Origin of the sequence: Amycolatopsis japonica (genome assembly GCF_000732925.1) — a bacterium.
In the GTDB taxonomy this organism is placed as follows: domain Bacteria; phylum Actinomycetota; class Actinomycetes; order Mycobacteriales; family Pseudonocardiaceae; genus Amycolatopsis; species Amycolatopsis japonica.
Map to the genome: position 1 here is coordinate 24,163 of NZ_CP008954.1, position 23,334 is coordinate 47,496.

Consider the following 23,334-nt stretch of genomic DNA (forward strand, 5'->3'; position numbering starts at 1 on the left):
AGGACCGGGCCGGGGACGGGGAACGCACCGGGGAAGACCGGGGAGCCGGGGAATAAGAGGGGGACATGCAGGTCACCGGCCATAAAGGGCGACAGCGACGCCTTGCAGGTTGGGGGTCGTGCCGCCGACAGTGAAGACCAGTCGTCCCCGCTCGGGGAGCACCAGCGGCTTGGTTGCGTGGTGCAGTCCCCCCGCCGCCTGCGCCGTCCCCGCAGCGGTCAACTGGGGAGCGGCGAGCCCCGCGGGGAACCACTTGTCCCCGGCCCCCTTGATCTCCAGGGACACGTCCAACGTCGGGGCGTCCCCGGCGACCGAGTCGACGGAGACCGACAGCCAGAGGTCGGTGAACTCGCGGAGGCTGAACTCCTTCGAGGTGGTCGTCGCGGTGAGCGTCGAGCTGATGCCGGACGAGGCCCGCGACCAGACAAGGCGCCCATGAGGCAGGTAGTTCATCGAGACCCTCCGAGCAGGTAGGGGAAGACGTCGAGCGTCAGCGGCGACGTGGGAATCAGGACGCACCGGCAGTACGGGTGCAGCGGTGGCGGTGGGGCGCCGCCGATCGGATACGGACCGGCGGACTCGGCGTCCATGCAGAGCCCGCACACCAGCGCGCCGCCCACCGTCACGAAGTCCACGTACTGGGCACCGTGCTCCCGGTAGAGGGAGAGGCCGGCGCGGGCGAACTCGGATCCCATCGCGACGTCCATGCCGACCGTGAGCGCGCGCAACTCGTCGTCGTCGAGCAGGTCCCACACGGAGCGGACCATCTCGTCGTAGTCGGCGCCGTCGTCGGCGAGCCGGGCCAGGACTGCGGCCACGTCGCCAGCGGCCGCGCGGATCAACGCGGTGATCACCGCGGCGGCGAGAGCCGGGTCTGCGGGGTGGTCGGTGTAGGCATCGGCGAACACGGCGGCGACGTCGACCGGGCCGTGCCCGGCTTGGTGCGCGGCGAGCGCGAGCGCACCCGCGTAGCCCTCGGCCCAGGCCGCCCGGAGGGCATCGGTGACGAGCGTCGCGAGCGCCACGAACTTCGGATCGTGTCGATCCCGGACGATCCCGGACAGCAGCAGGAGCGCGGCCGCGATCGCCTCGGCACGATGCCGATCCCGGGTCTCGGGGTCGGTCGCCTCGGACGCCAGGGCGAGTCGACGTCGGAACGTCGCCACCGATCCAGCGACGTCGGCTGTGACGGTGAGTGACGTCCATGCGGTGGCGGCGAGGCGGGTCCGTTCGTCGACGAGCGCGTCCCGCCGTGCGTACACCTCGGCCCAGATGCCTTCCAGTTCGCCGAGGCGGACAGTCGCCTCCAGCACCCCTGGCTCCGTGTCGTGCTCGCACGCGAGTGCCACGGCGGCCGCGCACCCGGCCCGCACCTGGTCGGTGAAAGGCCCGTTCGTGGCAGCCCACCCGGAGACGTACGCGAGCCGGGCGGCATCGGCGAACTCGGACACGGACACCTCCCCGGGGACGTCGTCGATCGGGGACGCGGCTCACCGCGCCGGGGACCCCAAGCCGCCAGCGCCCCCCCGGTTGTCCGGTCGTGCGGGGACGGCGAGTGAAGAGGGGAGTGAACGGGGAACGGGTGGACCCGAGGGATGCGCGGGGACGTGGCGGGGACTCACCAAGCGGGGTTTCCCCGCGTTCCCCGCGCCGGGGACGAGTGAACGGCAACTGATCTGACCTGCGGTTTCCCCGTTCCCCGACGTGTTCGGGCGGGGACAGCCGCCGCCGAGGCGACTATCGGCGGGACTGGGGAGAAGTCGGGGAGTGATGGCGCCCGGGGACGTGTTCAGAACCGATAGCGGAACGGTTCCCAGCGGGGAATCGCGGAGATCCCGTCTGACCGGCTGGCCCCGTACTGGTCCCGCGCGGACCCGCCGATCCCCGCCGTCTGGGGATAGCCGCGGTCGCGCAGCAGCCGCAACCCGGCGGCCTGACTCTCCACCGGAAGGTCGGTGTCGGAGGCGAAACCGTAGCCGGGGATCTCGACGACCCATCGGCCGTCGCGCTTCCGGATCGCAGGCCTGCGGCGCGGCATCGGTCAGCCCTCCACGGGCACGTGCCACGTCCCCGGCTCGTGATCGAGACGCGTGCACAGCAGCGGCCGAGGGTGGCCTTCGGCCGCTGGCTCGCCCTCATCCATCGGGATCTCGTCCACGAAGAAATGACCACGGGGAGTGAACACGGCGAGGGACACGGCCGTCGCGTCGTCGTCGGGCGGCGGGTCGTTCGGCACGAGGGTGGTGACCGCCGCGAGGCAGTGCGCGGGGTCGTCGCCCCACTGGGCGACGTAGTGGACGATCTGCGCGAGCGCGGCGGGCACGGGCACCTCCAGAGGGGTCGGTGAGCTTGGCCCGGCCACCTCGCCGCACACGGCACGTGCGCGCGGTCGAGGTGGCCGGGAAAGTGCCGGCCTGGGAGCGCCACGGGGGGCTCTCCAGGGCGGCATGGGGCCGCGGACGCGGCGCGCCTGGATCCGCCAGTTACGGGGGTGAGGTCCGGCGCGGCCAGCGTCCGCGGGGTCAGGCGATGATCTTCGGAATCAGAGCTGCCACGTCATGGGCCCGCACCGGGCGCGGCTGCTCCGGAGCGGGCTCCGGCTCGGCCGCCGTCTCGACGTCGTCGTTCATCAGGCGGCCGCCAGCTCAGCCAACGCGGCGTCACGACGGGCCCGGTAGCGGGTGTGGAACTCCACGAGCCGGACGCGGTCACCGCCGAACATCTCGGTCGGCTCCTCGTCCTTCTTCGCGTCGTCCTTCTTGCCCGCGGCCTTGCCCGGCTCCTCCTGGTCCTCTTCGCCGCCGGTGCCGACGTCGTCGGGTTCCTCGGCGCCCGGCTCCCCGGCGAACGGTTTCAGCTCGTCCGGGATCGGCTCGGGCTCCGGCTTCACCAGCTGCACGGGCGTGGCTTCGTCGGCCGGTTCGCCGGCCTCCAGCGACGTCCCGCGCAACAGCGCGGCGATGGCCGCCTGGCCGTGCGCGATCACGTCACGCCACAGGAACATCCTCGTTCCGACCACGAACACCGGTTCGTCACCGCCGGGGACCGAAGGTTCACCGATCTCGGCGCGCGCCCGATTCAGCGTCCACAGGCCGGTGGTGACCCGCTTCTCCCGGATCTCCTCGATGACCTTCGAGTCGCGCATGTCGACCTGCTTGAACTTGAGCGTCCAGCCGGTGATGTTGAAGCCGTTGGTGACCAGCGCCGACACCAGCTTCTCCAGCACGATGGCGGCGATCGGGTCGCAGGTGTTGACCTCGTAGCTCTTGCGCTGCGACTCGCCGGTGCCGCCGCCGAGGTTGCCGGACTCGATCACGCCGACCTCGGCCGGAGGCACGCCGTAACAGGCCAGGATCTCGTCGCGCTTCTGCGCCAGCGTCTCCAGCGCCTCGCCGATCTTGGCCTGCTGGAGTTCGTTGATCTTCCCGCCGCCCTTGGTGGTGATCGGCACGCCGATGTTGCGCGGGCCGACGTTGCGCACCATGTGCTGCGACGTCCACTTCGTGATCTCGGCCGGGGACATGTCGCGGGGGAGGTCGGCGTGGATCTGGGCGGGGTTGCCCTTGCGGTAGATCTCCTTGAGCGTCGCTGCGGTGAACAGCCAGGTCGTGATGGGCAGCAGCGCAGCCTGCGTCGGCGCCACCCCGAACATCCCCGAGCGCGGGGCGTCGAGGCTGATGTGGATGACCTCATGCGGCGCGAACTCGGCGCGCTGCCCCTGATCGGTCACCTGCACGTAGGCGGTGATCTCGCCGTGCTCGTCAGCGATCGGCAGCATCGACGGCGCATCCAGCGTGTACAGCGCCACCGGCACTCGTCCCAGCCACACGACTTCGACGTACGCGTCACCGAACACCAGCAGGTCCGCGATCGTGGACCGGAGCAGCTGTCGAATGTCCTCGCGTGGGTTGCAGAATTTCAGCAGCCGCTCCAGCGCCAGCACGTTCGCGGGCTTCTTCGGCTGCTCCTGGTCGCCCTCGCCGTCGTCGTTCACCCAGTCCGTGACCAGCCCGCCAGCGGTGATCGTGCGGGCGATCGCGTTGGTGCACGCCCACGACCACGGGCACGCCAGGAACGCCTCGTACAGCTGTTGCATCAACGTTCGGCGGTCGGTCTGTGTCGCCGTCCCGACGCCCTGCGACGTCTCGGTCAAGCCGCCCGGACCGACGCCGTACTCGAAACCGCGGCGCGGGGCCGCCGGCTGCGCGAGCGCCACCGGAGCCTTCGCCTCGGTGACCGTGTCGTCCCGGCCGCCGCGCCGGAACCAGTTGCTCCAGAAGGCCATCGTGCACCTCCTGAGTCAGACGTCGTCGGCGGTGACCACCGCTCCGCGCGTGGAATCGGTGTCCCCGGCCCAGCCGGGACGGTTATCGGTGCGGTAGGCGTAGTCACCGATCCGGTGCATATCGCCCACGTTGTTTTCGCCTGGCGGAGCGGGCACGAACTCGGGCCCGCCGCCCAGGTTGATCAGCAGATACCGGAGCGCGTCTCCGGCGTGGTCCTCGGCGTTGCTGTCGATGTCCTCCGGGTCGCCGGACGTCGCGTGAGGCAGCGTCGGCAGCGTCCGGATCAGGTTCTCGACGGTCTCGAACGCGTGCAGGCGCGGGCAGGTTTCCCAGCCCATCGCCCGGTGCAGCACGCACGCCGGGCCCTCCGCGAGGTAGGAGTGCACGCGCTGCCAACCGGGGACGCGGCCGCCTTTCCCCGCCGGGGTCAGGAACACACCGTTGTCGGCGTACGCATCGCTGATCGGCTTCGCGTCGCCCCGGGTCGCCCACATCGCATCGTCGCCGAACCGGGAACCGACGTGCTCCTCATCGGCCTCGGCCGCGAGGATGCGCCGCGCCTGCTCGGCCTCGCCGACCCGCGTGGCGTACAGCTCCCGGTACACCCAGACCCGGCCGTCTTCGTCGACCGCGGCCCACAGCACGCACCAGGGGTTGCTGAATCCCCAGTCGATGCCGTTGTAGCGTCGCCAGCTGGACGGCAGGCTCACCGGCTTCACTACGTGCCGGTCGAACGACCACTCCGAGAAAGCCTGTCCGGCGAAGGTGTCCCAGTTCCCGTCACGGAACGCGGCGCGCAGCTGCTCGGGCAGCGCGTCCAGGTCGTGCGCGTACTCGGCGTTCACATGCGGATTGTCCGAGAGCTTCGAGGGGATGAAGCGCACCTCGCGCTTGCGGACGTCCACATAGGTCTTCGTGCCGTAGTTCGTCGGCTTGATGAACCGGTCCCGCACGAACCCGTGACCCGGCCCGCCCGGGTTGGTTCCACTCCGGATGCCCAGCACCGGAACGTCCTCCCGGCCGGACCGAAGCCGCGACTCCAGGAAGCTGACGACGTTCGGCGGCGTCAGCGTGCGCTCGTCGAACAACAGCAGCTGGTACTGGCCACCCTGCCGTCGCGTCGCGTCCTGCAACGACTCCGCGTACCGGAACATCAGCCGCGAGCCGTTCGAGAAAGTCAGGTTGTACTTCGTGCCGTTCCACGCCGCGCCGAGCTCCCGCGCGAAGCCGACCTCGGCCAGTTCGGCGAGCAGGCTTTCCTCAAGCTCTGGGTACGTGCGCCGGAACGCGCCGACCCGGAGCCCGGGGTAGCGGACACAGGCCCGAAGGCCCTCCATCAGCAGCGCGCGGGTTTTCCCGCCACCGGCCGCGCCCCCGTAGAGGACGTCGAACTCCGCGGCTTCGTGGAACACGATCTGCCGGGGCGTCGGGACGTACCCGAGCGTCCCGAAGACGTCCACGTTGCGCAGCCGCTCAGTCTCGCGCCGCTCCTGCTCAGCTTTCAGCTCCCGCAAAAGGGTCAGGCGCTGGATTTTCAACTCCGCCAGCGAGCTCGGCTTCGAGTTTCCGGATCTCCTCGTCGACGGCGTCAAGGGTGATCACCTCGACCTTCGCCGGGCGATCCAGCCCCAGCAGCTTCCGGCGCTCGACGATCAGCCGGCGGCACGTCTCGATCGCCAGCAGGTCACCCTTGATCGCGGCAGGCCACGCCGCCGCCTGCAACCGGTCGAGCCGCATCAGCTCGACGTTGCGCAGCTCGTCGACGGCCGCGGACGCCTCTTGGATGTAGGCCGTCATCGCCCGCTGAATGTCCTTGTGCGCGGCCTGGCGTGACGAATAGTCGAGCCGCTCGGCGATCGTCTCGTAGTCCATCCCGGCGAGCCGGAGCCTGATCGCGTCCGCCCGGCGTTTCGCGGTGGCCGCGCGCTGCTCCTTCGACGCACCCACGAGGAGGTCACCCCCTCGCGATCGAGCACTACCAGAGCTGGGCGGGCTGAGGCACGCGCAGCGAGTCGAGGAACGTCGCGCCGGGCGCGTCCGGCCGGACACGGCCGGGGAAGACCCCCTTCATCACCGTCCGCTGGAGCTCGCCGAGCGCGGTGCGCCGGTCGAGAACGGCCGGATGCTGGTAGCCCTCCGCGACGCGACGTCGGTACTCGAGGAATCCCTCGGCGTTCCGGAAGCGGCAGTGCAGCGCGAGGTGGCAGATCACGCACAGTCCGACGAAGCTGGTCGGCTCGTCGTAGTTCTCGTGATGCGCGTCGATGATGCCCTCGTTCTGGCCGCACGACTCGCATTGCGTCGGGCGCTCGATTCGGCCGGCCGCGAATTCCCTCGTGAGCCAGGACTGGACGCGTTCGCGTTGCGCCCCGGAAAAGCCGTTGTAGGTGGAGAGTCCCATAGGAATGTCCTAAGTGGATTCGGTGCGTTGCTGACCGAAGGACACTACCGAGGACCCCCGCCGAGCACTACCGCTTCGCCGCGGGCTTCCGGCCGTCCTCGGCCGGGTACCAGGCCGGGCTGTATGCCCAGTTCTTGATCCCCTTCACCGCGAACACGCCGTCCTGCGCCAGCAGGTTGACCTCGTCGAGGGTCGCGCCCATCTCGGTGGCGATCTGCTGCGGGTCCATCGCGTGAACCTCGATCAGCTCCCGCACGATCTCGCTCATGCTGACCGCGACGTGCGTGCCCTTCGCGCGGTTGATCCGGATCGTCATCAGCATCGCGGTCGGCCGGTCGACGTCCAGCACCGCCACCGGCACCCGTCCGCTCCAGCGTTCCCGCACCTGCGCGGCGAGGCGCTTCCACTTCCCGTGGCCGTCGACACCGCCGTTGGAGGAGAGCCGCCAGCGGTGGAAGCCGTCGATGATCAGGCCGTCTGGGTTCACCAGTAGCGGCTGAATCCAGCCGGTTTCCAGCATCGAGCGGGCCAGCAGCTTGAGCTCGGCGTCGTGGACCCGGTTCGGGTTCCAGCTGTTCGGGTCGAGCTGGTCCGCGTCCACCCACTGGAGGTGGTTGAGCGGGTCGGCCCCTGCCGGGGTCGGTTCGAGCTTCGTGATCATCCTCGCGTCCCCCGTTGCGCCTGGTCGGATTTGGTTTGGTCGGCGAAGGCCTGCGGCAAGATCCGCCGCTTGTACGCACCGCTGGTGAACTGCTTGAGCACGTAGGGGAGCGGGAACGAGTCCGGGGCGCGGCGGGCGGCGACTTTCACCCGCGCCAGCGCCTTCATCGCGTTCGCCAGCTCCGCGGCCTCGTCGAAGTGGTCGGTGATCCACTGCTCGATGCCGTCCCATGATTCGGCGTAGCGGGCGAGGATCCCGGCCCGGTCGATCTCCGCGTGATACCGCTCCTGGAGCGCCATCTCGGGGAAGATCTCCATCACCTGGTCGTAGAAGACCGGCTCGGTGGCGCGCAGGTAGTGCAGCGCCTTCGCCGACTCGGGGATCAGCGGCGTCGCCACACGGAGCGCGTTCCCGGCCCACGCCTGCGCGTCGTAGATCGGGCAGTACCGGATCGCGTTGTCGTAGAAGAACCGCAGGACGTCGTTCTCTTGCCAGTCGAACAGCGGCTTGCACAGCGACGCCTTCGGCGTGCTCGACGCGCAGATGTAGTTCTCGTTGAGCTTGACCACCGACGACTGCCACCGCATCAGCGACTCCGACGCGCGGACACCGGTCATGATCGCGACCTTGCCCTTGTACGGGGCCGCGAGCACCGAGTCCATCGTCAGTTGCGAGAACACCGTGTCCGGCGGGTAGCCGAGATCGTCGAGCGTCGTCGCCCACGCCGGTTTCGGGCGCACGTGCTCCCGGTTCGGATCCCACTGGATGTACCGGGACGTCTTGCCCAGCACGTACTTCGAGGAGATCAGCGGCACCGCGTACCAGGTCATGTTCACCCACGGCAGTTGCCGGTAGGTGTCCACGAAGGACAGCACGGTGTCCGGGATGACCTCCTCGTCGCGGAACGCGACGTTGACCGCGGTGAGTCCGCGCTCCTGCGCGACCTCCCACGTCAGGTGCAGCAGCGCCAGCGAGTCCTTGCCGCCGGAGAACGCCACCACGACGTTGTCGACCAGGTCGTAGATGTGGTGGATCCGCCGCCGCGCCTCGTCGACCACGTTCGCGTCGATGTGCCTCTTCACCCTGGTCACCGGTCAGCACCGCCGATCCCCGGTACCCGGGCGTCGAAGAACTCCACCAGCCGCTCGCCGAGTGTCTCGGCGCCGCCGTACTCGCGCTTGAGCCAGCGCACGAACGCGTACCAGCGGGCCTGCTGCGTCTCGTCGTCGAACACGATCTGGTACGCCACCACGGGTTCGCCGACTCCGGCCGGGGAGTCCCCGCCGGCCTCGTCCTCGCCGTCGAACTCGGGGGGTTCGAGCAGCCGGTCGACGTCGTCCTTCGTGTATCCGGTGCCGTCGTAGTCCTCGTCCAGGTAGGACAGGAGATGCACCAGGGCGTCGTCGTCGTATCCGCCCAGCTCGGCCGTGCGGTTGTCGACCAGGTTGATCCGGAGCGCGGTCTGGTCGTCGCAGGTGATGACCTCGCACCGCGCCGTCGCGGACCGCTCTTGCCGCAGGGCTTCGTACGTGTGGTTCCCCGCGAGGATCACCAGGCCGTCGTCGACCTGGCGGACCACGAGCGCCCGGTACTGGCCGTTGCGCTTGATCGACTCGCGGATCTTCCCGACGTCGCCGCGCTTCGCGTTCCCCGGATACTTCGCCAGCTCGCCGAGGGGGATCTCCCTCGTCTCGACGTACACCGCGCTCATCAGCCACCCCCGCTTGAGTTGTTGGATCTCGGGCCCGCCGAGGTGCCGCCCGGCGGGCCCGAAAGCGTCGGTGCGCGCTTCGCACCCCATCCATTCCGTTACGCGTGCTCGTCCGGGGCGAGGCGGGTATCCTGGAGTGACCGACACCGCCCAGCGACGGGGAGACCGCTCGGGAGCGGTGGTCGGACAGCTTTGGAGGATCAAGGCCTGGCCGCGCCAGGTCTTACTTCGCATGGGCTCCTGGGCCCGAATCAGCCTCGGCACGTTGGTGATATCCACGCCCTGACTCGCCGCTGATCAGTCGCCAGGACGACTGATCAGCGTGAGGGGGACGGCAAGTGGTAAACGCTCTCGTTGCGGCCTACGCACTCTTGTTGATGGCCCTGCTCGGCTGCGCAGGCTGCGTCGCCCTATTCGTGGACGACGCGACGAGACGGGCCGACGCCTTCAAGGTGTTGAAATACACCGGTCGTCTCGTGGCAGGCACCGGAGGCGCCGGTGGGCTGATCGCCTTAGGGATCAAGCTCTACGAGCTGGGAGTCCTGTGAACGAGGCCGGGCCTGCCCAGGGTGATCCCCGGGCAGGCCCGTGAGGCTGACAAAGTCCTCTGCGATCACGGTAGCGGTCGGCACCGACAGAAACGGCCCGCCCCCGGAGCAGAGGGGCGGGCCGTTTCGCGGTTTGGATACACGACTCCCGTCGCGCAGGCGCCTATTTAGCCAGGGACCGAGTCGATCACGCCACGGCCGCCACCTCTTCGGCGTGTCGCGGCCGCCGATTCCGGGTCGGCGTCGACGTCGCCACCTCGACGACGTCGGCCACCGAATACAGCGGCCAGCCGCGGCCATTGCGGCGCCTCGCGACGATCCGGCCGTTTCGGGCCCAGGTGTGGATCGTCTGGACGCTGAGCGAGTCCCGCGCCATCAGCTGAGGGAGCGCCTTCGACAGCTCCGCCGCGGTGAGTTCGAGCGCCAGCGCCGAGTTCAGCAATTCTTCCCGGCGAGACGCGGCATCGTAGGTGAGGCCGCAGGCCGCGCAGCGCGCGAACTTTCGGTCCGGCCAGCCGTACACGTCGCCGCCGCACACCGCGCCGGTGTCCGGGTCGGGCTCGTCGCACTGTCCGGCGTACTGCCGATCCGGCCGCCGGTCGATCGCCCGCCAGCATCTGTCGATGCCGTCCATCACCATCGAGTACAAGTCGCCGGCCTCCGGGGTCTCGGCGAGCCAGGTCGGCCGCAACGCCAGGTACTCGGCCATGCCCTCGATGGTGGGCGCGCAGTGCGGGACGTGCTGGTACCCGTGCGCCAGACGGCGCAGGCCTTCGCCGTCGCTGATCCCGAGGCACACGGCCGTCGTCGGCATCCACCGGTCGTACAGGTAGCGGAGCCAGGACACCAAGGTCGTCTTGAGGTCGCGCAGCGCGGTATCGGCGCGCTGGTCCGCCAGCGGAGCCTGCGGCTCGCTGGACCGGACCACGATCCCGATGGAGACCTTCGAGCCGCGGCCCTGGCGTTCGGAGGTGAACCGCACCTCCTCGGTCAACGTCGGCATGGACGCTCCCCGGTCGCTGCGACCTCGCCGGTACAGCGTCCGCAGGCCGGCGCGGAGCCGGGCGACACAGGCCGCGCACACGACCTCGGGGGAGTCGGGGCGCAACGCCGTCGAGCACTTCCGGACGGCGCACACCTGGCGGGTGTCGATCATGGTCACGGTCATCGGGCACCGCCGGAAACCCCGCGAGCGTGCTCGATGACCAGGGCCAGCGCTTCGGCCCGCGTGAATCCGCACTGCTGATAGGCGGTGAACAGACCGCCCATGACCATCGCGCATTGCCGCTGTTCGGGGCTCGGGTCGACCGCTGCGGGCGGTAGGCCCGTGAGACCTTCGGTCGTCAGCTCCGACGCGATACTTTCCCCAGTCATACGCCCCTCCTGAATCAGGGGAATCCGTGCCTGATTCCCTCGAATCCATTCCAGAGTGGCGGCTTAAATATGGCCATACCGTAGTTCGTAACGCGATTTCGCGACCGAAAAAAATTGTTATGCGGCCAGGTTGCTGGAGGTGTGCGTGTGCGTTGGCGAAGGGTCTCAATCGCGTCACCCGGGGGGCAGCGTTACCGGCTAGGCTGTAAAGTATATGTGACATGAGCGACGTTGTTCTGACTTTAAGTTACATCTATGGTCGCTCGGGCTGGAGAGGAACACCATGACGGAGCCGAAGGATCTCGAACCGGGGTCGACCTTCGCTGACCGCCTGACCTACTTGATCAGAACGCACCCGGATGAGCCCGGCGACATGGAGATATCCGCGAAGATCACTGAGCAGGGTGGCCAGCTGAGCCGGAACGCGGTGTACCGGCTGCGGACGGGCAGGGAAACGAACCCCACGCTGGCGACGATCAACTCCCTGGCCAAGCTCTTCGGGTGCTCCAGCTCCTTCCTCACCGACTTCTCCGCCAAACCCGGCACCGAAGCGGCCCCCGCTGACGCCGACGACGAGACGCAGCGCGCACTCGAACTTCTCAAGGAAGCAGGTGTCAAAGAAGTCCTCAATCGAATGGGGCAGATGGGGGCAGACAGTCGCAAAATCCTCATCAACATGAGTGAACAGCTCGCGGCGCTCAACCAGAAACACGCACCAGACAAACCTGAATAGGGAACAGCAGTACATGTCCATCGAAGACAAACCTCCGGTCAGCGCCAACCGCTGGCGCTCCGGACTCCGAGGAGCCGTCGAGTACCGACGACTCCAAGGCCGCATCAACGACCTCCTCGACAAGGTCGGCATCCCCGAACCCTGGGATATCCGGGCGTTCATCCAACGCGTCGCCGACTACCGCGGCCGCCCGATCGAACTCGTCGCCGTCGAGATCCCGCCCGGCGGCCCAGACGCCATGTGGGTTCCGGCCGAGCACGTCGACGTCATCCTCTACGACTCCACCCTCCGCGAGGGTGACCTGCATTGGGAGCAAGTTTTGGCACACGAGGCTGCCCACATCCTGCTGTGCCACCGCGGCGACGAAGACGCCGTCCTCGCCCGCGGACCGGTCACCAGACAGCTCCTCGAGCTCATCGCCAAGAACGTCGACAACCCGGGCGACGGGCCGATCCTCTTCCGCGAGACGTACTCCTCGGACCAGGAGACCGAAGCGGAGATCGCCGCATCGCTCATCTGGAAGCGTGCAGGCCGGCGGCTGATCGCGCCGAAGCGCACCTTGGGTGGCGCCGACGCCGTGAGCGTCGACGAGCTCGCCTCGATCATGGAGCGCACCCGTGCGTGAAGCCATCCAGGCCGGTTTCCAGTACGTCATGGTGATCGCCGGTCTCGCGGTGACGATCTACCGGCTCGTCGACCTGATCCGATCTCCGCGACGGCCCGCGATGTGGGCGATGTGGTCCGGGCTGCTGATGCTGACGCTCGCCGTCGCGGTCGGGATCAAGAGCTTCTGGCCGAACTCGCCAGCCACCTTCATCATCCAGCACCTCTTCATCCTCGGATGTCTTGCCGCGTTCGAGTGGTTCTACTTGCTGACGATCTACGGAACGCGGGCTCGGCCAGCCGAAATCCGCTGGTACCAGCTGGCGATGTACCTGTTCACCGCAGGCATGGTCGTGAGCTGGGGACTCAGCGTCATCTACGAGACACCGGACTACAACGACTTCGACTACACGGCTTACCCGTACGTCCTCACGATGGTGCTCAGCTACACCGCGGCGATGGCCGCCTCGTTGCTCACGCTGTGCCGTCTGTCGTGGAAGTGGTCCCGGATCGCTGACCGTGTCTGGCTCCGACGCAGCCTCGTCACTTTGACCATCAGCACCGGCCTGGGGCTGATCTACACCGTCCACCACGGCATGTTCACGCTGCTGAGCGCGATCGGCCACACCCCGCCGTACCCGCAGGGCTACGAGGTGCCGGTGATCGCTGTCGGCGTGCTCGCCGCACTGGTCGGTCTGTCGATGCCGGCCTGGGGGCCGCGCGTGACCGCGCTGCGTCTCCTGATCCAGTACCGCCGCTCGTACCGCGAGCTGCAACCGCTGTGGGAGGCCTTCACCGCGGCCATGCCGATGATCGCGCTGGAAAGCCGCCCGCCGCGCTGGGACGCGGAGTTCGCGCTCTACCGGCGGGCCATCGAGATCATGGACGGCCGGAGCCGTCTGCGCGGCTACCTCAATCCGGAGCTGGCGAAGGCCGCCGAAGAGGCGGGGCGGGCCCGCGGTCTCACCGATGCGAAGCTGACGGCCGCCGTCGAGGCTGAGCTGTGGCGCGACGCTCTCGCCGCCCATGAAGCCGATTCCCAGCCGGGTGAGAAGCTGATCGAGGAGCCCCCGACCGGGAACAATCTCGCGGCGATGGTCGAGTTCCTACGTCTGGTCGCAGCGGCATGGCAACGCCCGCCGCTGATTCCGGCCGTGACCCCACGTTGATCGAGAAGGCCATGACCACCGAAACCGTTGAACCTCAGACTCCCGCCTACAAGCTCGCGAAGGTCGTCGGGGAAATCCTCGCGCCGTGGGTGGTGCTTGTCCTGCTGTCGCTCGCCGTGCCGTGGAAGGCCACCGGCTACAGCATCGGCTACACCTTGCTCTGGGGTTTCGTGATCGCGTTCTTCTGCGCGGCCGTCCCGATGGCGTTCATCGTGCGGGGCGCGAGAAAGGGCGATTGGGACGGGCACCATGTCCGCAACCGCGAAGGCCGCGTGAAGCCGCTGATCGTGTGCTTCGCCTCCACCGCGGTCGGGCTGGCGATCATGCTGACGTGGAAGGCGCCGACCGACCTGGTGTACATGGCGATCGCGATGCTGGTCTCGCTCGTCGTGACGTTCGCGATCACCAGCTGGTGGAAGATCAGCCTGCACGCCGCCGTCTCCGGCGGGGGAGTCGCCACGCTGGCCGTGGTCTATGGGCCCGTCGCCCTGTTGCTGCTGCTCGTCGTGGCGCTCATCTGCTGGTCGCGCGTCGTCACCGGCGACCACACAACAGGCCAGGTCACGGCGGGTACCGCCCTCGGGTTCGGGATCACGATCCTGACGTTCGTACCGACGTTCTGAGTCGCACCGATGTAACTTGTACATCACACGCTCCGCCTGGATGTAATTTATAGTTGACGTCCAGGCGGAGCGCTCGATACGGTGAAGACCTCACGCCGCGCGGATCAGCACTACGCGCAGCGCCGAGGAGCAGGGGGATCCTGCTGGCGACACAGACCTTCCGACACGCTTTCCCTGTGTCGCCAGCAGGACTGCAAAGTGGAGTGCCCATCGGCACCACCCCCGAAGAGACCCTTCCGGCAACCCTCGACGCCGGAAACCCTGGGGGTGACGAAAAGCGCCCGGTAGCCATCAGGCCACCGGGCGCTTTTCCTTATGTCATCAGCTATTCAGTGCGGTCTCGTACTCCTTCGCCTGGTCCGGCGTCAGGAACCGCGACACCCGAACCAACACCGCGCCCTTCACGTAGTCGTATTCGCCGACCGAGGGCAGGTTCTTCGACACCGACTGGATGAAGTCCATCCTCGCCTTCGCGCCGGCCTCGTCCGCGAACACCTCCACCGAACCGCCTCGCTCCACCGCGTCCGCGCCGAGGTACTCGACGTCGGCCGCCTTGACCCGTGAGTCGCCGAACGCCGTCTTCGACGTGTAGCCGTTCGGGCGGCCCAACAGGTGATTCGGGTCGTCCTCCGCCGTATACGCCTTGATCAGCTTCACCGAGGCGATCTTCTCACCGAGCGCCTTCGTCACGTCGTCAGCGGTCTTCGCGCTGGCGCTCTCGGCGGCCGCGCCGGTGCCGGTGGACGTCGACGAGCTACCGCTGCACGCGGCCAACGAGAACGCGGCCAGCGCAACAGATGCAGCGGCCACAGTACGGCGGATGATCACGAACCCCTCCAGCATGACGATGGTCAACGCCGGTATGTCTCGCCGACCTGATCTTGCGTTACCTGTCGCGGCCACATCGTGACCCTCCGGTGTGGACTGGCCAACGAAAGCACCACCGCCGAGCACGTGCAGCGCACCGTGAGAAGGTGCCGGGGTGAACATGCTGGGAGAGCTGCTGAACCCGGAGAACCGCCCCGACCCGTATGCGCTGTACGCGCAGTGGCGGGAGAAGTCCCCGGTCGTCAGGGTCGGTGGACCGTTCGTTGCCGTTCTGGGGCACGCTGAGGCCGAGCAGGTACTGCGCGGTGCCGACTTCGGACACCCCGAGCCAGAGGTCATCGCGGACGACGACCCCGATCACCCTGTCGACGCGCAAGGGCGAGTGGTGCGCGCGTTCGCATTCCTCAACCCGCCAGACCACACCCGGCTGCGCCGCCTGGTCTCGAAGGCGTTCACGCCGCGCGTGATCAAGGACCTGCAACCGCGGATCGAGGCGCTCACCACCGCGGCGATCGACCAGATCGTCGACGCTGGCGAGACCAACCTTATGGACACGCTCGCCGTGCCGCTGCCGGTCACGGTGATCGCGGAACTGCTGGGTGTTCCGGTCGAGGACCGGGAACGGTTCGGCGCCTGGTCAGCTGCGATGGCACGAGCGTCGGACCCCGGATTCCTGCTGCCGCCCGAGGTTGTCGAGAAGGCGGCCACGGCGCGACGCGAGTTCATCGCCTACTTCCGGGACCTGGCCGCCGCCCGCCGTCGTACGCCCGGCGAGGATCTGTTGTCCGCGCTCGTAGCGGTGTCGGACGAAGGCGAGATGCTCAGCGAGGGCGAGCTGCTGGTCACGCTCACCCTGTTGCTGGTCGCCGGTCACGAGACCACCACGAACTTGATCGGAAACGGCGTGCTCGCCCTCCTGCGTCACCCCGAGCAGTACGCCGCGCTCGCGCAGGACGGCTCGCTCGCGGAGGGGGCGGTCGAGGAGATCCTGCGCTACGACTCGCCGATCCAGCTCACCATGCGCACCGCCTTGACTCCCTCGACCCTCGGCGACGTCGAAATGGCGGCCGGTGACACAGCGCTTGTGTTCTTCGGCGCGGCCAACCGCGACCCTCGTGCACACCAGACACCCGACACCTTCGATATCGCGCACCCGCCAGCACGGCACCTGACGTTCGGCCACGGCATCCACTTCTGCCTCGGCGCGCCGCTGGCCCGGCTGGAAGGGCGCATCGTGCTGGGGGAACTTGCCCGCCGACTCCCGGATCTGCGCCTCGCGGGCGAGCCGGAATGGGCATCCACGGTGACCCTGCGCGGGCTGAGCTCCCTGCCGGTCGCGGCCACATCGTGACCACGACCGGCTGAACGGTTCCTACATCTGGTAGCTGTGCGATCGCATTCGGTCGTTTACGCTGCACGTGGGGAAAGGGCGAATGCTGGTGCGCACTGTCGCGCCCAACGACAGCGGGAGGGAAACCGCATGACCGCCCTTGCGACGGATACCAAGTTCCTGTGGTTGGAAATCACCGGCAAATGCCAGCTGGACTGCGGGCACTGCTGCGCCGACAGCGGCCCTGACGGAACCCACGGCACGATGACCACCGACCAGTGGAAAGAAGTCATCTTCGAGGCCGCCGGCCTCGGCGTCCGCCGCGTCCAGTTCATCGGCGGCGAGCCCACCCTGCACCCCGGCCTGCTCGACCTGATCCGCCACGCACACAGCTTCGCCCTGGAAATCGAGGTGTTCTCGAACCTCGTCCGCATCACGCCGACCATGTGGCGCGTGTTCAAGGAACTCGGCGTCTCCCTCGCGACCAGCTACTACTCCGACGACCCCGGCGAACACGCCGCGATCACCAAACGTCCCACCTACGCGAGGACGAAGGCCAACATCTCCATCGCCCGAAGCCTCGGGATTCCCCTCCGCGTCGGCGTCATCGACGTTCGCAACGGCCAGCGCGTCGACCAGGCCCGCGCCGAGCTCGTCGACCTCGGCGTCCCGCAAATCGGCTACGACCGGCTTCGGAAGGTCGGCCGCGGAGCTTCCTCGAGCTGCGGCACCGGCGAGAAGACAACGGACGCGACGCAGCTGTGCGGAGGCTGCGGCGACGGCGTCGCAGCGGTCATGCCGGATGGCCGGGTCCGGCCCTGCACGATGGCGCGGACAGTGACGGTCGGAGACCTCAAAAACAGGTCACTCGCTCACGTGCTCGGCAACATGCCCGCCATCCGCGAAGATCTCGTCCGCGCCGGAATGCCTGACCGCAAGAACAGTGCACCCGAGGCGTGTGCACCCGATGGCGGCAACTGCTACCCGATCAACTGTTTCCCCAGGTAGAAGACGAAACCGTGACCAGCTCCCCGACGCAGTCCGACGAAACCTTCCGCGCGTGGATGCTCACGCAGCTCGACCACGCCTCCGAAGACTTCAAGGTTACCGTCGCCGGGGAGCCGCGCTTCGGCTGGCAACTCCGGTCCGTCAGCACCCTCGTGCGGGGTGCTGACGGACCGCTCTGGCTCCGCGTCGGCTGCGAACAACGCCAGTGGGCAGACGATCCCATGTGGACCGGAATTCCCGAGTCGAACGCGATCACCGACGTTCCGAAACCGATCATCGTCAACAGCGCCACATGGAGCCACGGCGACTTGGCCGTCCGTGCCGACCTGATGACCGTGCTCGACGGCACCCCGTGCGCCCCGACCGAAGTCCTACGGCAGCCGCTCGACGTCGACGACAGCTGGTTCGCCGGCCTCCGGCACGCCCTCTACCGCGTCGCCATCACCCCGACGACCCGGTTCGCCCGCCCCAGCGGCATCGATCGGCGAACCGCGCAGATCTTCGGCGCGACCACCGCGGCGGCGATGCCGATCAACCACTGGGCCACCATGCACGGTGACCTGCACTGGAACAACGTCCTCGCGCCGCGCCTCGGCATCCTCGACTGGGAGATGTGGGGATGCGGACCTGTCGGCATCGACGCCGCCACGCTGTACCTGAACAGCCTCCTGGTACCGGAGACCGCCCGGCGGGTGCACGAGACGTTCGTCGACGTCCTCGATTCCCCGGCCGGGCGGACCGCTCAGGTGTACGGGGCCGCGCGGATCATCGGCCGCGGCGACCACCCCGACCTGATCGAGCAGCTACGTCCTCACGTTCGACGCCTGCTCGCCGGCTGATTCGATCAGGTCGGCCCAGTTCGCGGGCAACGGCGCGTCGACCAGATCGGCGCTGCTGTCGCTCAGGACGTACGGGATGAGCCCGCCCAGGTTGGCGCGGGCGCTCTCCGGATACCCGGAGGCCCATTTGGCCCACTCCAGCCACTCCGTGACGAGCCCGCTTGCGGCCCACGCGGCGGCCAGCGGCCAACGCAATGTCGGCACTTCGAGGAAGCTGGCGAACAACGTGGCAGCGACGTGAGCGCCATAGTGCCGGTTGGCGAGGCTTTCCCCCTCGACCGGGACCGGCCCGCCATGCGCCGCCAGGCCCGCGCACAAGTCCGCCGCAGCCCCGGGCCGGTCCCACAACGCCTTTCTGATCCGGCCCCGCAGCAACAGCAGGATCGGCTCTGGGCAACGGGAAGTGACCTCGTCGCGCAGCAACGTCGCGGCGTGCAACGCGTCCGACGAGATGAGCAGGTCCGCCTCGAACCTGTCGTACCTGTCCGCCGCGGCCTGTGGGATTGCCCGCAACGCCTTCACCACGTGCGGCTCCGGGATCCTGGCCTCGGCCAACAAGGTCATCAGCGCGACCGCGCGGACCGTGTGGCAGTAGGCGAGGTCTTCGATCAACTCGACGGTGTCGGGCGAGGTCCTAATCGCGGGCCTGTCGACCCAGACCGTGCTCCAGGCCGACGTCCCCAGTTCGCGCAGGACGTCGGGAGGCGTGAGCGGCCGGATGTGCGGATCAGAGTCTTCGTAGGTGAGGTCGTAGCCGTCCCTTTTGTGGGCTAACACGTTCTTTGCGGTGTCATTCGCGTGTTGTGCGGCGGCGGCGGCACGGTCGTCCCCACCGACAGGACAACGCGGGTAGGGGGCTCCAGCAGCCTTGAACTCGACTTCGTACGCCCCGCAGAAACCGCACTTGAAGAGGTCGTTGGACTGCTCGTGGTCGAACTCGTGCCACCCGAATTGCTCGCCACGGGACGTGGGCAGGTCATCCAAGGCCGCCGTGACGGCGTCCCGCTGCTCGTTTAGAGCCCGAAGGGCATCGGTGTGCTTCTCCCCGGTGGCGGCTTTCCGCTCGCGGAGAAGTCTCTTGGTGTTGCGGCTGGTCATGATGGCGTCCTCCAGCGGAGCGCCCACGTCACCCCGCGAGGTCTGCCGTTCACGGGTATCCAAAGTTCAAGCTCCGCGCCGAGGCCCTGAGCCGTCTTGTCCGCCTCGCCGGTGGCAACGTGGGTGCCGTCCCGGCGCGGAGAGTGGTCAGCGCGAGTGACCACCAGAGATCATAGCGACCCGCGATGCTCGGCGGCAGCTTCGGCGTATGCAGCCGAGATCGCCAAACCGGGCGAGCTTGCCGGGTCGAAGTGCTTGTTGCCGTACCGGCCCGTGGTCTCCTTGGATCGGTGTCCGAAATGCTCCTGCAGCTGCTCGTCGGTGTAGCCCTGGACGTTGCCCTCGGTTTTCAGGGTGTGGCGGGCGACGTGCGCGGTGACCCGTTTCGGATCCGCGATCCCGGCCTGCCGGGCAAGGCGTTCAAGGACGGCGTTCACCGCGGACCGCGCCAACGGCCGGTCGTTGGCGGTGACGAACAGGTACGGGGGAGCGGATGCCTTGCCCCGCAAGACGACGGCCGAGCCGATCCCGCGCGAGCTGAGGTACCGGTCGAGGCGTTCCCCGGCCTCCGGCGGCAACGTGACGCTGTGCGGCCGGTCGCCCTTGAGTACCAGGTCGACGACACGGACGCCGTGGGTGTGCCGGATCTTGCCGACCCGCAGCGTGGTCATCTCGGTGACGCGGGGAGCGACGGTGAACAGGAACCAGACCATCGCCGAGTTCCGCAGGCGCAACGACTCCACGGCGTCGTTGTCCGCGGCCGCGAGGAGCGCACCGACCTCTTCGCGGGTGAGTGACGCGGTGGTCGACTTCGTGCCCTTCGGCATCTCGACGCCCAGGTTCGAGCGGTTGATCAGCTCCATCGGATTGACGACCGTGATCCCCTCCTGCATCGCCCACTTGTAGAAGGCCGACGCCGCGGTGAAGGTGTGCGCCCGCGTCGAGTGAGGAAGTGTCTGCCCGGTGTCAGGGTGCGGAGTCTCGTTGAGCGCCTCCGCCCAGGCGACGACGTGCTGGCGGCCGACGTCGAGCAGGTGCACCCCGTTTCGGGCGCACCAGGACAGCCACGTGACGCCGTTGCGCAGCCGCGAGGTGTCGCGCCACGTTCCGTTCTTGTCGTACGGCCAGCCGATCGCGTCCGCGTAGGTGGACTTGGTGTTGCCCTTGACCTCCTTGAGCCACGCGCGGACGATCGCCAGCTCGCGTTGCCAACGCTCGCCGGCCTCGTCCCGGGCCTGGGCGGGGATCGCTTCCGCCGGGACGAGTTCACCGGCGACGTCTTCGCTCAACGCTGCCTCCTTGCAGATCGGATCGTGCGGGGGGTTTTGCCACTGCGCCAGGCTTTCCCGGGGTTTGACGTGAGATGGAAGCCGCCGCATTTGCGGCAGTCGCGGACCCGGACCGGGTTGTAGAGCCTGTCCGGGTCCGCAGGCCTGTCCTGGATTTCAGCAAGCCGGGCGAGTGCGGCCCGCTCGGTGGGGAACCGCAGCCGATGCCCGTCCGTGCAGAACCGCGCAGCAGCGGGTTTGTCGCGGACCGGTTCGGCGATGTTCGGCGCGGCCCACCCAGGGGGCGGCGCGAAGGACGCCGCCCCCTGGTTCTCGCGGATAGCCGCCTGAATGGCGCTGGGATCCACGTTCACGATCTGCTCCCATCGAGGAGTGCGCGGACCTTGTCGGCGACGACCGCGCCCGAGAGGTCGCAGGTCGCCGGGTCGCTCACGAACGCGAGCACCGCGGTGATCCGCTCCTGCTGTGCCGGATCGGCGAGCATCCCGGCCGCCTCCATCACAACGGCCTGGCGAGCAGCCATCACCGTTCTGTTGTCGCCGAATCCCACCGTCAGCGACGTCCGGTAGGCGAGGCCGGCGGCCAGCTCGACCGGGGGCGTCCCGAACAAGCTGGGCGAGTGCTCGATCAGCCAAGCGTCATCCACCTTGTTCTGCGTGACGTGAAGCCGGTCCCGCTCCGCAGCGATCGCCTTGCGCCACACGGCATCTGTCCTCCTCATCGAGCACCGCCCGCAGCCGCGCCGAGCGCCGCGAAGATGGCCCGGGTCTCAGATTCGCCGACGTGCTCCAGCAACACGCTTTCGAGGGTGTGAGGATCGATCGGGAAGGACCCCACCTCAACCTCGGCTTCCTCTTCTGGCTGGTGCATCGCGTCGTAGATGGAGCACGCGTTTGACCAGAGTTTTGGGGCGAGGTCGTGGCCGTGCTGGGCGAGTACCCGCGCGTACAGGTCGGGGAAGATCGGAGGACGTTCGCCGGGGAAGTCGGGGTGTTCGGCGATCTCGCGGGGCGTGGTGGGCGCTGGCGGGACGATCTCGACGTCGGGCGGTGTGGCGCCCCAGTTGATCGTCGTGCCGGTCGGGTGGGCGGTTCCGGTGAGCATGTCGGTGAATGCCCAGGCTGCGTGTTCGGCGGAGTGCTGGAACCGGTAGCCGAGGTACAGGGTCGGGTGGCCAGGGCGGGTGATCGTGACGGCGAACGGGAATTCGGCTCTGCTGGCCGGTTCCGTGGTGTCCGTGGTGGACATTGGTGTCTCCTTCGCTGTTGTGCTGACAGCTCGAAGTGGGTATCGGAAGTGGTGTTGCTGCCGCGAAGTGCTGGCCCGCGGACGTGAAGGTTCTACGCGTCGCGTTGCGAGGCGGGGTGTTCTTCTGGCCGGTACTCGACGCGCCGCGCGTTCCAGACCTCAAGGGCCTGCTTGATCTTCCGCTGACGTCGGGCGCTGCCGTAGTGGCGCTCGCTCGTCAGCCAGGTGCAGATCACTTCCGCGTTCAGGTGCGCCATCTCCCAGTCGTGCCGGGCAACCTGCCAGGCCACCTGGCGCTCGGCGACGTGGAACGTCCGCATGTCGCAGACGGTGGCTCTCTGATGGGAGCGACGTCGTTCGGTCAGCCGCGTGATGAGCGCGGCCGCACCGATGACAAGTACGACCCCGAGCGGTGCGGCGATGCCGAGAAGCCACGGGCTCATGCTCCAGCCCCCTCGGCCGCCGATGCCGCCTCGTCCAGCGCGCGGCCTGCGTCGATCACTTCCTGTTCGCACTGCGTGAGCCATGCCGCCGCGCGGATGTAGTGGTAGTACTCGTCGCTGTCTTCAGTGTCAGGACAGTCGGCCTGATTCCAAGCGGTCTCGGCTGCCTCCATTTCAGCCTGCGCGCGCTTGAGCCAGATGCTCTTGTTGTTCAGCCGTTGACTCAACTGGGCAATGAGCCGATCGTGCTCGGCTTGCGTCATCGGAGACCTTCCGTTAGGTAACAGTGTTTGGATACTCAGTACATAATACAGATTATGTACTGAGTAGGGTAGTGCAGCTTCATTCCAACGGCCTTTGGCAGAGTGACCGAATGAGCGCGCGAACAGCGGGCCGCGCGGCGGCTGCACACCTGTGGCGATTCAAGAGGCCCCTGTTGAGCCTCGTGATACTTCTGCCTTCGGCCGGGGCGCTGTACGAAGGATTCCGCAACGGGGACTTCATCGTCGCGGCCATCGCGACGCTCGTCCTTCTGCTTCTCGGCGTGGCCGTCGACCGGCTCGCGTTCTCCAAGCTGCCGAACGGCCGGGACGTCACCACGCATTACCTCGAACTGGCCACGGTGGTCGATGCACACCCCCACGACCAGCTTCTCCGATACAAGGACTCGACCGAGGCGGTGTTGTTCCTCTGCCGCCACCAGGGACCTGTCCGCGGTTTCCTCCGGCTGAACTTCAACGACGTCGAGCTACCTCAAATCGACCAGGAGGGCTGGATTTCGGCCGAGGACTTCCTGCTCGTCCCTGGTTCCAATCTGGTCCTCCAAACCCCCACGGCCTGCATGATCGACGACGATGGCGCCTTCTTGCCAGCTACCAAAGACCCCACCGTGTCCGACAGCATGAAGGGGACGTTCTTCCGCTTCCGCACAGGCCACGGGTTCGCCGCCACCGACACACTGCGAGACCTCGTACGGCAGGTCCGCCAGGCCGTCCCCTTCAAGAGCGAGGCGCCATAACGCCGATCCGGTGACTGGATCGTCATTGTCGGTGAGCTTCGCTATCGTGATGGCCTGGGCAACGCACAGGCCCATCTCCGAGCCGATCCGGTCCCCACGCGGCCAACACGGCGACCGAGGACAA

General features: G+C 68.0%; 30 protein-coding genes. 9 read left to right on the top strand and 21 right to left on the bottom strand.

Features of this window, described 5'->3' with window-relative positions:
* Positions 1 to 72: 72 nt before the first annotated feature.
* The 11 genes from AJAP_RS43970 to AJAP_RS42690 form a co-directional block, all read right to left on the bottom strand.
* Entirely contained in the window at positions 73 to 453 is a 381-nt protein-coding gene (locus AJAP_RS43970) for a hypothetical protein (protein ID WP_040133646.1), read from the bottom strand.
* Complete coding sequence (locus AJAP_RS41865) at positions 450 to 1,451, bottom strand: hypothetical protein (protein WP_040133647.1); 1,002 nt, start codon at positions 1,449 to 1,451, stop codon at positions 450 to 452. Before AJAP_RS41865 ends, AJAP_RS43970 begins: the two co-directional genes overlap by 4 nt.
* Before the next feature lie 338 nt (positions 1,452 to 1,789).
* Complete coding sequence (locus AJAP_RS41870; protein ID WP_040133648.1) at positions 1,790 to 2,038, bottom strand: hypothetical protein; 249 nt, start codon at positions 2,036 to 2,038, stop codon at positions 1,790 to 1,792.
* A 3-nt stretch (positions 2,039 to 2,041) separates the two neighbouring features.
* Complete coding sequence (locus tag AJAP_RS44220; RefSeq protein WP_040133649.1) at positions 2,042 to 2,323, bottom strand: hypothetical protein; 282 nt, start codon at positions 2,321 to 2,323, stop codon at positions 2,042 to 2,044.
* A gap of 306 nt (positions 2,324 to 2,629) precedes the next feature.
* On the bottom strand, positions 2,630 to 4,285 hold the full coding sequence (locus AJAP_RS41880) for a phage portal protein (RefSeq protein WP_040133650.1): 1,656 nt from the start codon (positions 4,283 to 4,285) through the stop codon (positions 2,630 to 2,632).
* Positions 4,286 to 4,300: 15 nt separating this feature from the next.
* The gene (locus AJAP_RS41885) at positions 4,301 to 5,824 is read right to left on the bottom strand and encodes a terminase large subunit domain-containing protein (RefSeq protein WP_148311769.1); all 1,524 of its coding nucleotides are present in this window, start codon (positions 5,822 to 5,824) and stop codon (positions 4,301 to 4,303) included.
* Positions 5,781 to 6,233, bottom strand: a complete 453-nt coding sequence (locus tag AJAP_RS41890) for a hypothetical protein (RefSeq protein ID WP_040133652.1) — start codon at positions 6,231 to 6,233, stop codon at positions 5,781 to 5,783. The genes AJAP_RS41885 and AJAP_RS41890 overlap by 44 nt, the downstream gene beginning before the upstream one ends.
* Positions 6,234 to 6,261: 28 nt before the next feature.
* On the bottom strand, positions 6,262 to 6,687 hold the full coding sequence (locus AJAP_RS41895; RefSeq protein ID WP_040133653.1) for a hypothetical protein: 426 nt from the start codon (positions 6,685 to 6,687) through the stop codon (positions 6,262 to 6,264).
* Positions 6,688 to 6,754: 67 nt separating this feature from the next.
* Positions 6,755 to 7,348 (bottom strand): ParB N-terminal domain-containing protein, encoded by a 594-nt coding sequence (locus tag AJAP_RS41900; RefSeq protein WP_051972900.1) that lies wholly within the window; start codon positions 7,346 to 7,348, stop codon positions 6,755 to 6,757.
* The gene (locus AJAP_RS41905; protein WP_040133654.1) at positions 7,345 to 8,439 is read right to left on the bottom strand and encodes a phosphoadenosine phosphosulfate reductase domain-containing protein; all 1,095 of its coding nucleotides are present in this window, start codon (positions 8,437 to 8,439) and stop codon (positions 7,345 to 7,347) included. The genes AJAP_RS41900 and AJAP_RS41905 overlap by 4 nt, the downstream gene beginning before the upstream one ends.
* Entirely contained in the window at positions 8,436 to 9,059 is a 624-nt protein-coding gene (locus tag AJAP_RS42690) for a ParB/RepB/Spo0J family partition protein (protein ID WP_228695046.1), read from the bottom strand. The genes AJAP_RS41905 and AJAP_RS42690 overlap by 4 nt, the downstream gene beginning before the upstream one ends.
* A gap of 377 nt (positions 9,060 to 9,436) precedes the next feature.
* On the opposite strand from AJAP_RS42690, the gene AJAP_RS44225 reads away from it, so the two are divergent.
* The gene (locus AJAP_RS44225; protein WP_158509823.1) at positions 9,437 to 9,607 is read left to right on the top strand and encodes a hypothetical protein; all 171 of its coding nucleotides are present in this window, start codon (positions 9,437 to 9,439) and stop codon (positions 9,605 to 9,607) included.
* A gap of 187 nt (positions 9,608 to 9,794) precedes the next feature.
* Here AJAP_RS44225 and AJAP_RS41920 read toward each other — a convergent pair whose 3' ends face one another.
* A complete protein-coding gene (locus tag AJAP_RS41920; protein WP_040133656.1) occupies positions 9,795 to 10,775 on the bottom strand; it encodes a hypothetical protein in 981 nt (326 codons plus the stop codon).
* Positions 10,772 to 10,981: a hypothetical protein gene (locus tag AJAP_RS41925; RefSeq protein WP_040133657.1), complete on the bottom strand. Its 210-nt coding sequence runs from the start codon at positions 10,979 to 10,981 to the stop codon at positions 10,772 to 10,774. The genes AJAP_RS41920 and AJAP_RS41925 overlap by 4 nt, the downstream gene beginning before the upstream one ends.
* 283 nt (positions 10,982 to 11,264) lie before the next feature.
* On the opposite strand from AJAP_RS41925, the gene AJAP_RS41930 reads away from it, so the two are divergent.
* Genes AJAP_RS41930 through AJAP_RS41945 form a run of 4 tightly spaced genes read left to right on the top strand, consistent with a single transcriptional unit; the run spans position 11,265 to position 14,109 of the window.
* Positions 11,265 to 11,714 (top strand): helix-turn-helix domain-containing protein, encoded by a 450-nt coding sequence (locus tag AJAP_RS41930; protein ID WP_040133658.1) that lies wholly within the window; start codon positions 11,265 to 11,267, stop codon positions 11,712 to 11,714.
* Positions 11,715 to 11,727: 13 nt separating this feature from the next.
* Positions 11,728 to 12,339, top strand: a complete 612-nt coding sequence (locus AJAP_RS41935) for a hypothetical protein (protein WP_040133659.1) — start codon at positions 11,728 to 11,730, stop codon at positions 12,337 to 12,339.
* Positions 12,332 to 13,486 (top strand): MAB_1171c family putative transporter, encoded by a 1,155-nt coding sequence (locus AJAP_RS41940; protein WP_040133660.1) that lies wholly within the window; start codon positions 12,332 to 12,334, stop codon positions 13,484 to 13,486. Before AJAP_RS41935 ends, AJAP_RS41940 begins: the two co-directional genes overlap by 8 nt.
* A gap of 11 nt (positions 13,487 to 13,497) precedes the next feature.
* Entirely contained in the window at positions 13,498 to 14,109 is a 612-nt protein-coding gene (locus AJAP_RS41945; protein ID WP_040133661.1) for a hypothetical protein, read from the top strand.
* 321 nt (positions 14,110 to 14,430) lie between these two features.
* Here AJAP_RS41945 and AJAP_RS41950 read toward each other — a convergent pair whose 3' ends face one another.
* Positions 14,431 to 15,063, bottom strand: a complete 633-nt coding sequence (locus tag AJAP_RS41950) for a hypothetical protein (protein ID WP_148311770.1) — start codon at positions 15,061 to 15,063, stop codon at positions 14,431 to 14,433.
* A gap of 34 nt (positions 15,064 to 15,097) precedes the next feature.
* On the opposite strand from AJAP_RS41950, the gene AJAP_RS41955 reads away from it, so the two are divergent.
* The 3 genes from AJAP_RS41955 (at position 15,098) to AJAP_RS41965 (ending at position 18,114) form a co-directional block, all read left to right on the top strand.
* Positions 15,098 to 16,288 (top strand): cytochrome P450, encoded by a 1,191-nt coding sequence (locus AJAP_RS41955; RefSeq protein ID WP_040133739.1) that lies wholly within the window; start codon positions 15,098 to 15,100, stop codon positions 16,286 to 16,288.
* Positions 16,289 to 16,417: 129 nt separating this feature from the next.
* Positions 16,418 to 17,275 (top strand): radical SAM protein, encoded by an 858-nt coding sequence (locus AJAP_RS41960; protein WP_051972903.1) that lies wholly within the window; start codon positions 16,418 to 16,420, stop codon positions 17,273 to 17,275.
* A gap of 11 nt (positions 17,276 to 17,286) precedes the next feature.
* Positions 17,287 to 18,114, top strand: a complete 828-nt coding sequence (locus tag AJAP_RS41965; protein WP_040133662.1) for a phosphotransferase — start codon at positions 17,287 to 17,289, stop codon at positions 18,112 to 18,114.
* Here the strand turns inward: AJAP_RS41965 and AJAP_RS41970 are convergent.
* The 7 genes from AJAP_RS41970 to AJAP_RS41995 all read right to left on the bottom strand — a co-directional run bounded on the left by AJAP_RS41970 (position 18,079) and on the right by AJAP_RS41995 (position 22,455).
* Positions 18,079 to 19,212 (bottom strand): hypothetical protein, encoded by a 1,134-nt coding sequence (locus tag AJAP_RS41970; protein WP_148311771.1) that lies wholly within the window; start codon positions 19,210 to 19,212, stop codon positions 18,079 to 18,081. The genes AJAP_RS41965 and AJAP_RS41970 overlap by 36 nt on opposite strands.
* Before the next feature lie 170 nt (positions 19,213 to 19,382).
* Entirely contained in the window at positions 19,383 to 20,501 is a 1,119-nt protein-coding gene (locus AJAP_RS41975) for a tyrosine-type recombinase/integrase (protein WP_040133664.1), read from the bottom strand.
* Positions 20,498 to 20,854 carry a hypothetical protein gene (locus AJAP_RS44230; protein WP_158509824.1) on the bottom strand — a complete coding sequence of 119 codons (357 nt, stop codon included), beginning with the start codon at positions 20,852 to 20,854 and terminating at the stop codon, positions 20,498 to 20,500. The genes AJAP_RS41975 and AJAP_RS44230 overlap by 4 nt, the downstream gene beginning before the upstream one ends.
* On the bottom strand, positions 20,851 to 21,222 hold the full coding sequence (locus AJAP_RS41980; RefSeq protein WP_148311772.1) for a hypothetical protein: 372 nt from the start codon (positions 21,220 to 21,222) through the stop codon (positions 20,851 to 20,853). Before AJAP_RS41980 ends, AJAP_RS44230 begins: the two co-directional genes overlap by 4 nt.
* Positions 21,219 to 21,749 (bottom strand): hypothetical protein, encoded by a 531-nt coding sequence (locus tag AJAP_RS41985; protein WP_040133666.1) that lies wholly within the window; start codon positions 21,747 to 21,749, stop codon positions 21,219 to 21,221. The genes AJAP_RS41980 and AJAP_RS41985 overlap by 4 nt, the downstream gene beginning before the upstream one ends.
* 92 nt (positions 21,750 to 21,841) lie before the next feature.
* Positions 21,842 to 22,192, bottom strand: a complete 351-nt coding sequence (locus tag AJAP_RS41990; RefSeq protein ID WP_040133667.1) for a hypothetical protein — start codon at positions 22,190 to 22,192, stop codon at positions 21,842 to 21,844.
* Positions 22,189 to 22,455: a hypothetical protein gene (locus tag AJAP_RS41995; RefSeq protein WP_040133668.1), complete on the bottom strand. Its 267-nt coding sequence runs from the start codon at positions 22,453 to 22,455 to the stop codon at positions 22,189 to 22,191. Before AJAP_RS41995 ends, AJAP_RS41990 begins: the two co-directional genes overlap by 4 nt.
* Before the next feature lie 173 nt (positions 22,456 to 22,628).
* On the opposite strand from AJAP_RS41995, the gene AJAP_RS42000 reads away from it, so the two are divergent.
* The gene (locus tag AJAP_RS42000) at positions 22,629 to 23,210 is read left to right on the top strand and encodes a hypothetical protein (protein ID WP_148311773.1); all 582 of its coding nucleotides are present in this window, start codon (positions 22,629 to 22,631) and stop codon (positions 23,208 to 23,210) included.
* Positions 23,211 to 23,334: the final 124 nt, after the last annotated feature.

What these genes read in the sequence shown, in the direction of transcription:
- AJAP_RS43970 (WP_040133646.1), bottom strand. Translation starts at nt 453, where the DNA reads ATGAACTACCTGCCTCATGGGCGCCTTGTCTGGTCGCGGGCCTCGTCC.
- AJAP_RS41870 (WP_040133648.1), bottom strand. Translation starts at nt 2,038, where the DNA reads ATGCCGCGCCGCAGGCCTGCGATCCGGAAGCGCGACGGCCGATGGGTC.
- AJAP_RS41880 (WP_040133650.1), bottom strand. Translation starts at nt 4,285, where the DNA reads ATGGCCTTCTGGAGCAACTGGTTCCGGCGCGGCGGCCGGGACGACACG.
- AJAP_RS41895 (WP_040133653.1), bottom strand. Translation starts at nt 6,687, where the DNA reads ATGGGACTCTCCACCTACAACGGCTTTTCCGGGGCGCAACGCGAACGC.
- AJAP_RS41900 (WP_051972900.1), bottom strand. Translation starts at nt 7,348, where the DNA reads ATGATCACGAAGCTCGAACCGACCCCGGCAGGGGCCGACCCGCTCAAC.
- AJAP_RS42690 (WP_228695046.1), bottom strand. Translation starts at nt 9,059, where the DNA reads ATGAGCGCGGTGTACGTCGAGACGAGGGAGATCCCCCTCGGCGAGCTG.
- AJAP_RS44225 (WP_158509823.1), top strand. Translation starts at nt 9,437, where the DNA reads ATGGCCCTGCTCGGCTGCGCAGGCTGCGTCGCCCTATTCGTGGACGAC.
- AJAP_RS41920 (WP_040133656.1), bottom strand. Translation starts at nt 10,775, where the DNA reads ATGACCGTGACCATGATCGACACCCGCCAGGTGTGCGCCGTCCGGAAG.
- AJAP_RS41925 (WP_040133657.1), bottom strand. Translation starts at nt 10,981, where the DNA reads ATGACTGGGGAAAGTATCGCGTCGGAGCTGACGACCGAAGGTCTCACG.
- AJAP_RS41930 (WP_040133658.1), top strand. Translation starts at nt 11,265, where the DNA reads ATGACGGAGCCGAAGGATCTCGAACCGGGGTCGACCTTCGCTGACCGC.
- AJAP_RS41935 (WP_040133659.1), top strand. Translation starts at nt 11,728, where the DNA reads ATGTCCATCGAAGACAAACCTCCGGTCAGCGCCAACCGCTGGCGCTCC.
- AJAP_RS41945 (WP_040133661.1), top strand. Translation starts at nt 13,498, where the DNA reads ATGACCACCGAAACCGTTGAACCTCAGACTCCCGCCTACAAGCTCGCG.
- AJAP_RS41955 (WP_040133739.1), top strand. Translation starts at nt 15,098, where the DNA reads ATGCTGGGAGAGCTGCTGAACCCGGAGAACCGCCCCGACCCGTATGCG.
- AJAP_RS41960 (WP_051972903.1), top strand. Translation starts at nt 16,418, where the DNA reads ATGACCGCCCTTGCGACGGATACCAAGTTCCTGTGGTTGGAAATCACC.
- AJAP_RS41970 (WP_148311771.1), bottom strand. Translation starts at nt 19,212, where the DNA reads ATGACCAGCCGCAACACCAAGAGACTTCTCCGCGAGCGGAAAGCCGCC.
- AJAP_RS41980 (WP_148311772.1), bottom strand. Translation starts at nt 21,222, where the DNA reads ATGAGGAGGACAGATGCCGTGTGGCGCAAGGCGATCGCTGCGGAGCGG.
- AJAP_RS41985 (WP_040133666.1), bottom strand. Translation starts at nt 21,749, where the DNA reads ATGTCCACCACGGACACCACGGAACCGGCCAGCAGAGCCGAATTCCCG.
- AJAP_RS41990 (WP_040133667.1), bottom strand. Translation starts at nt 22,192, where the DNA reads ATGAGCCCGTGGCTTCTCGGCATCGCCGCACCGCTCGGGGTCGTACTT.
- AJAP_RS41995 (WP_040133668.1), bottom strand. Translation starts at nt 22,455, where the DNA reads ATGACGCAAGCCGAGCACGATCGGCTCATTGCCCAGTTGAGTCAACGG.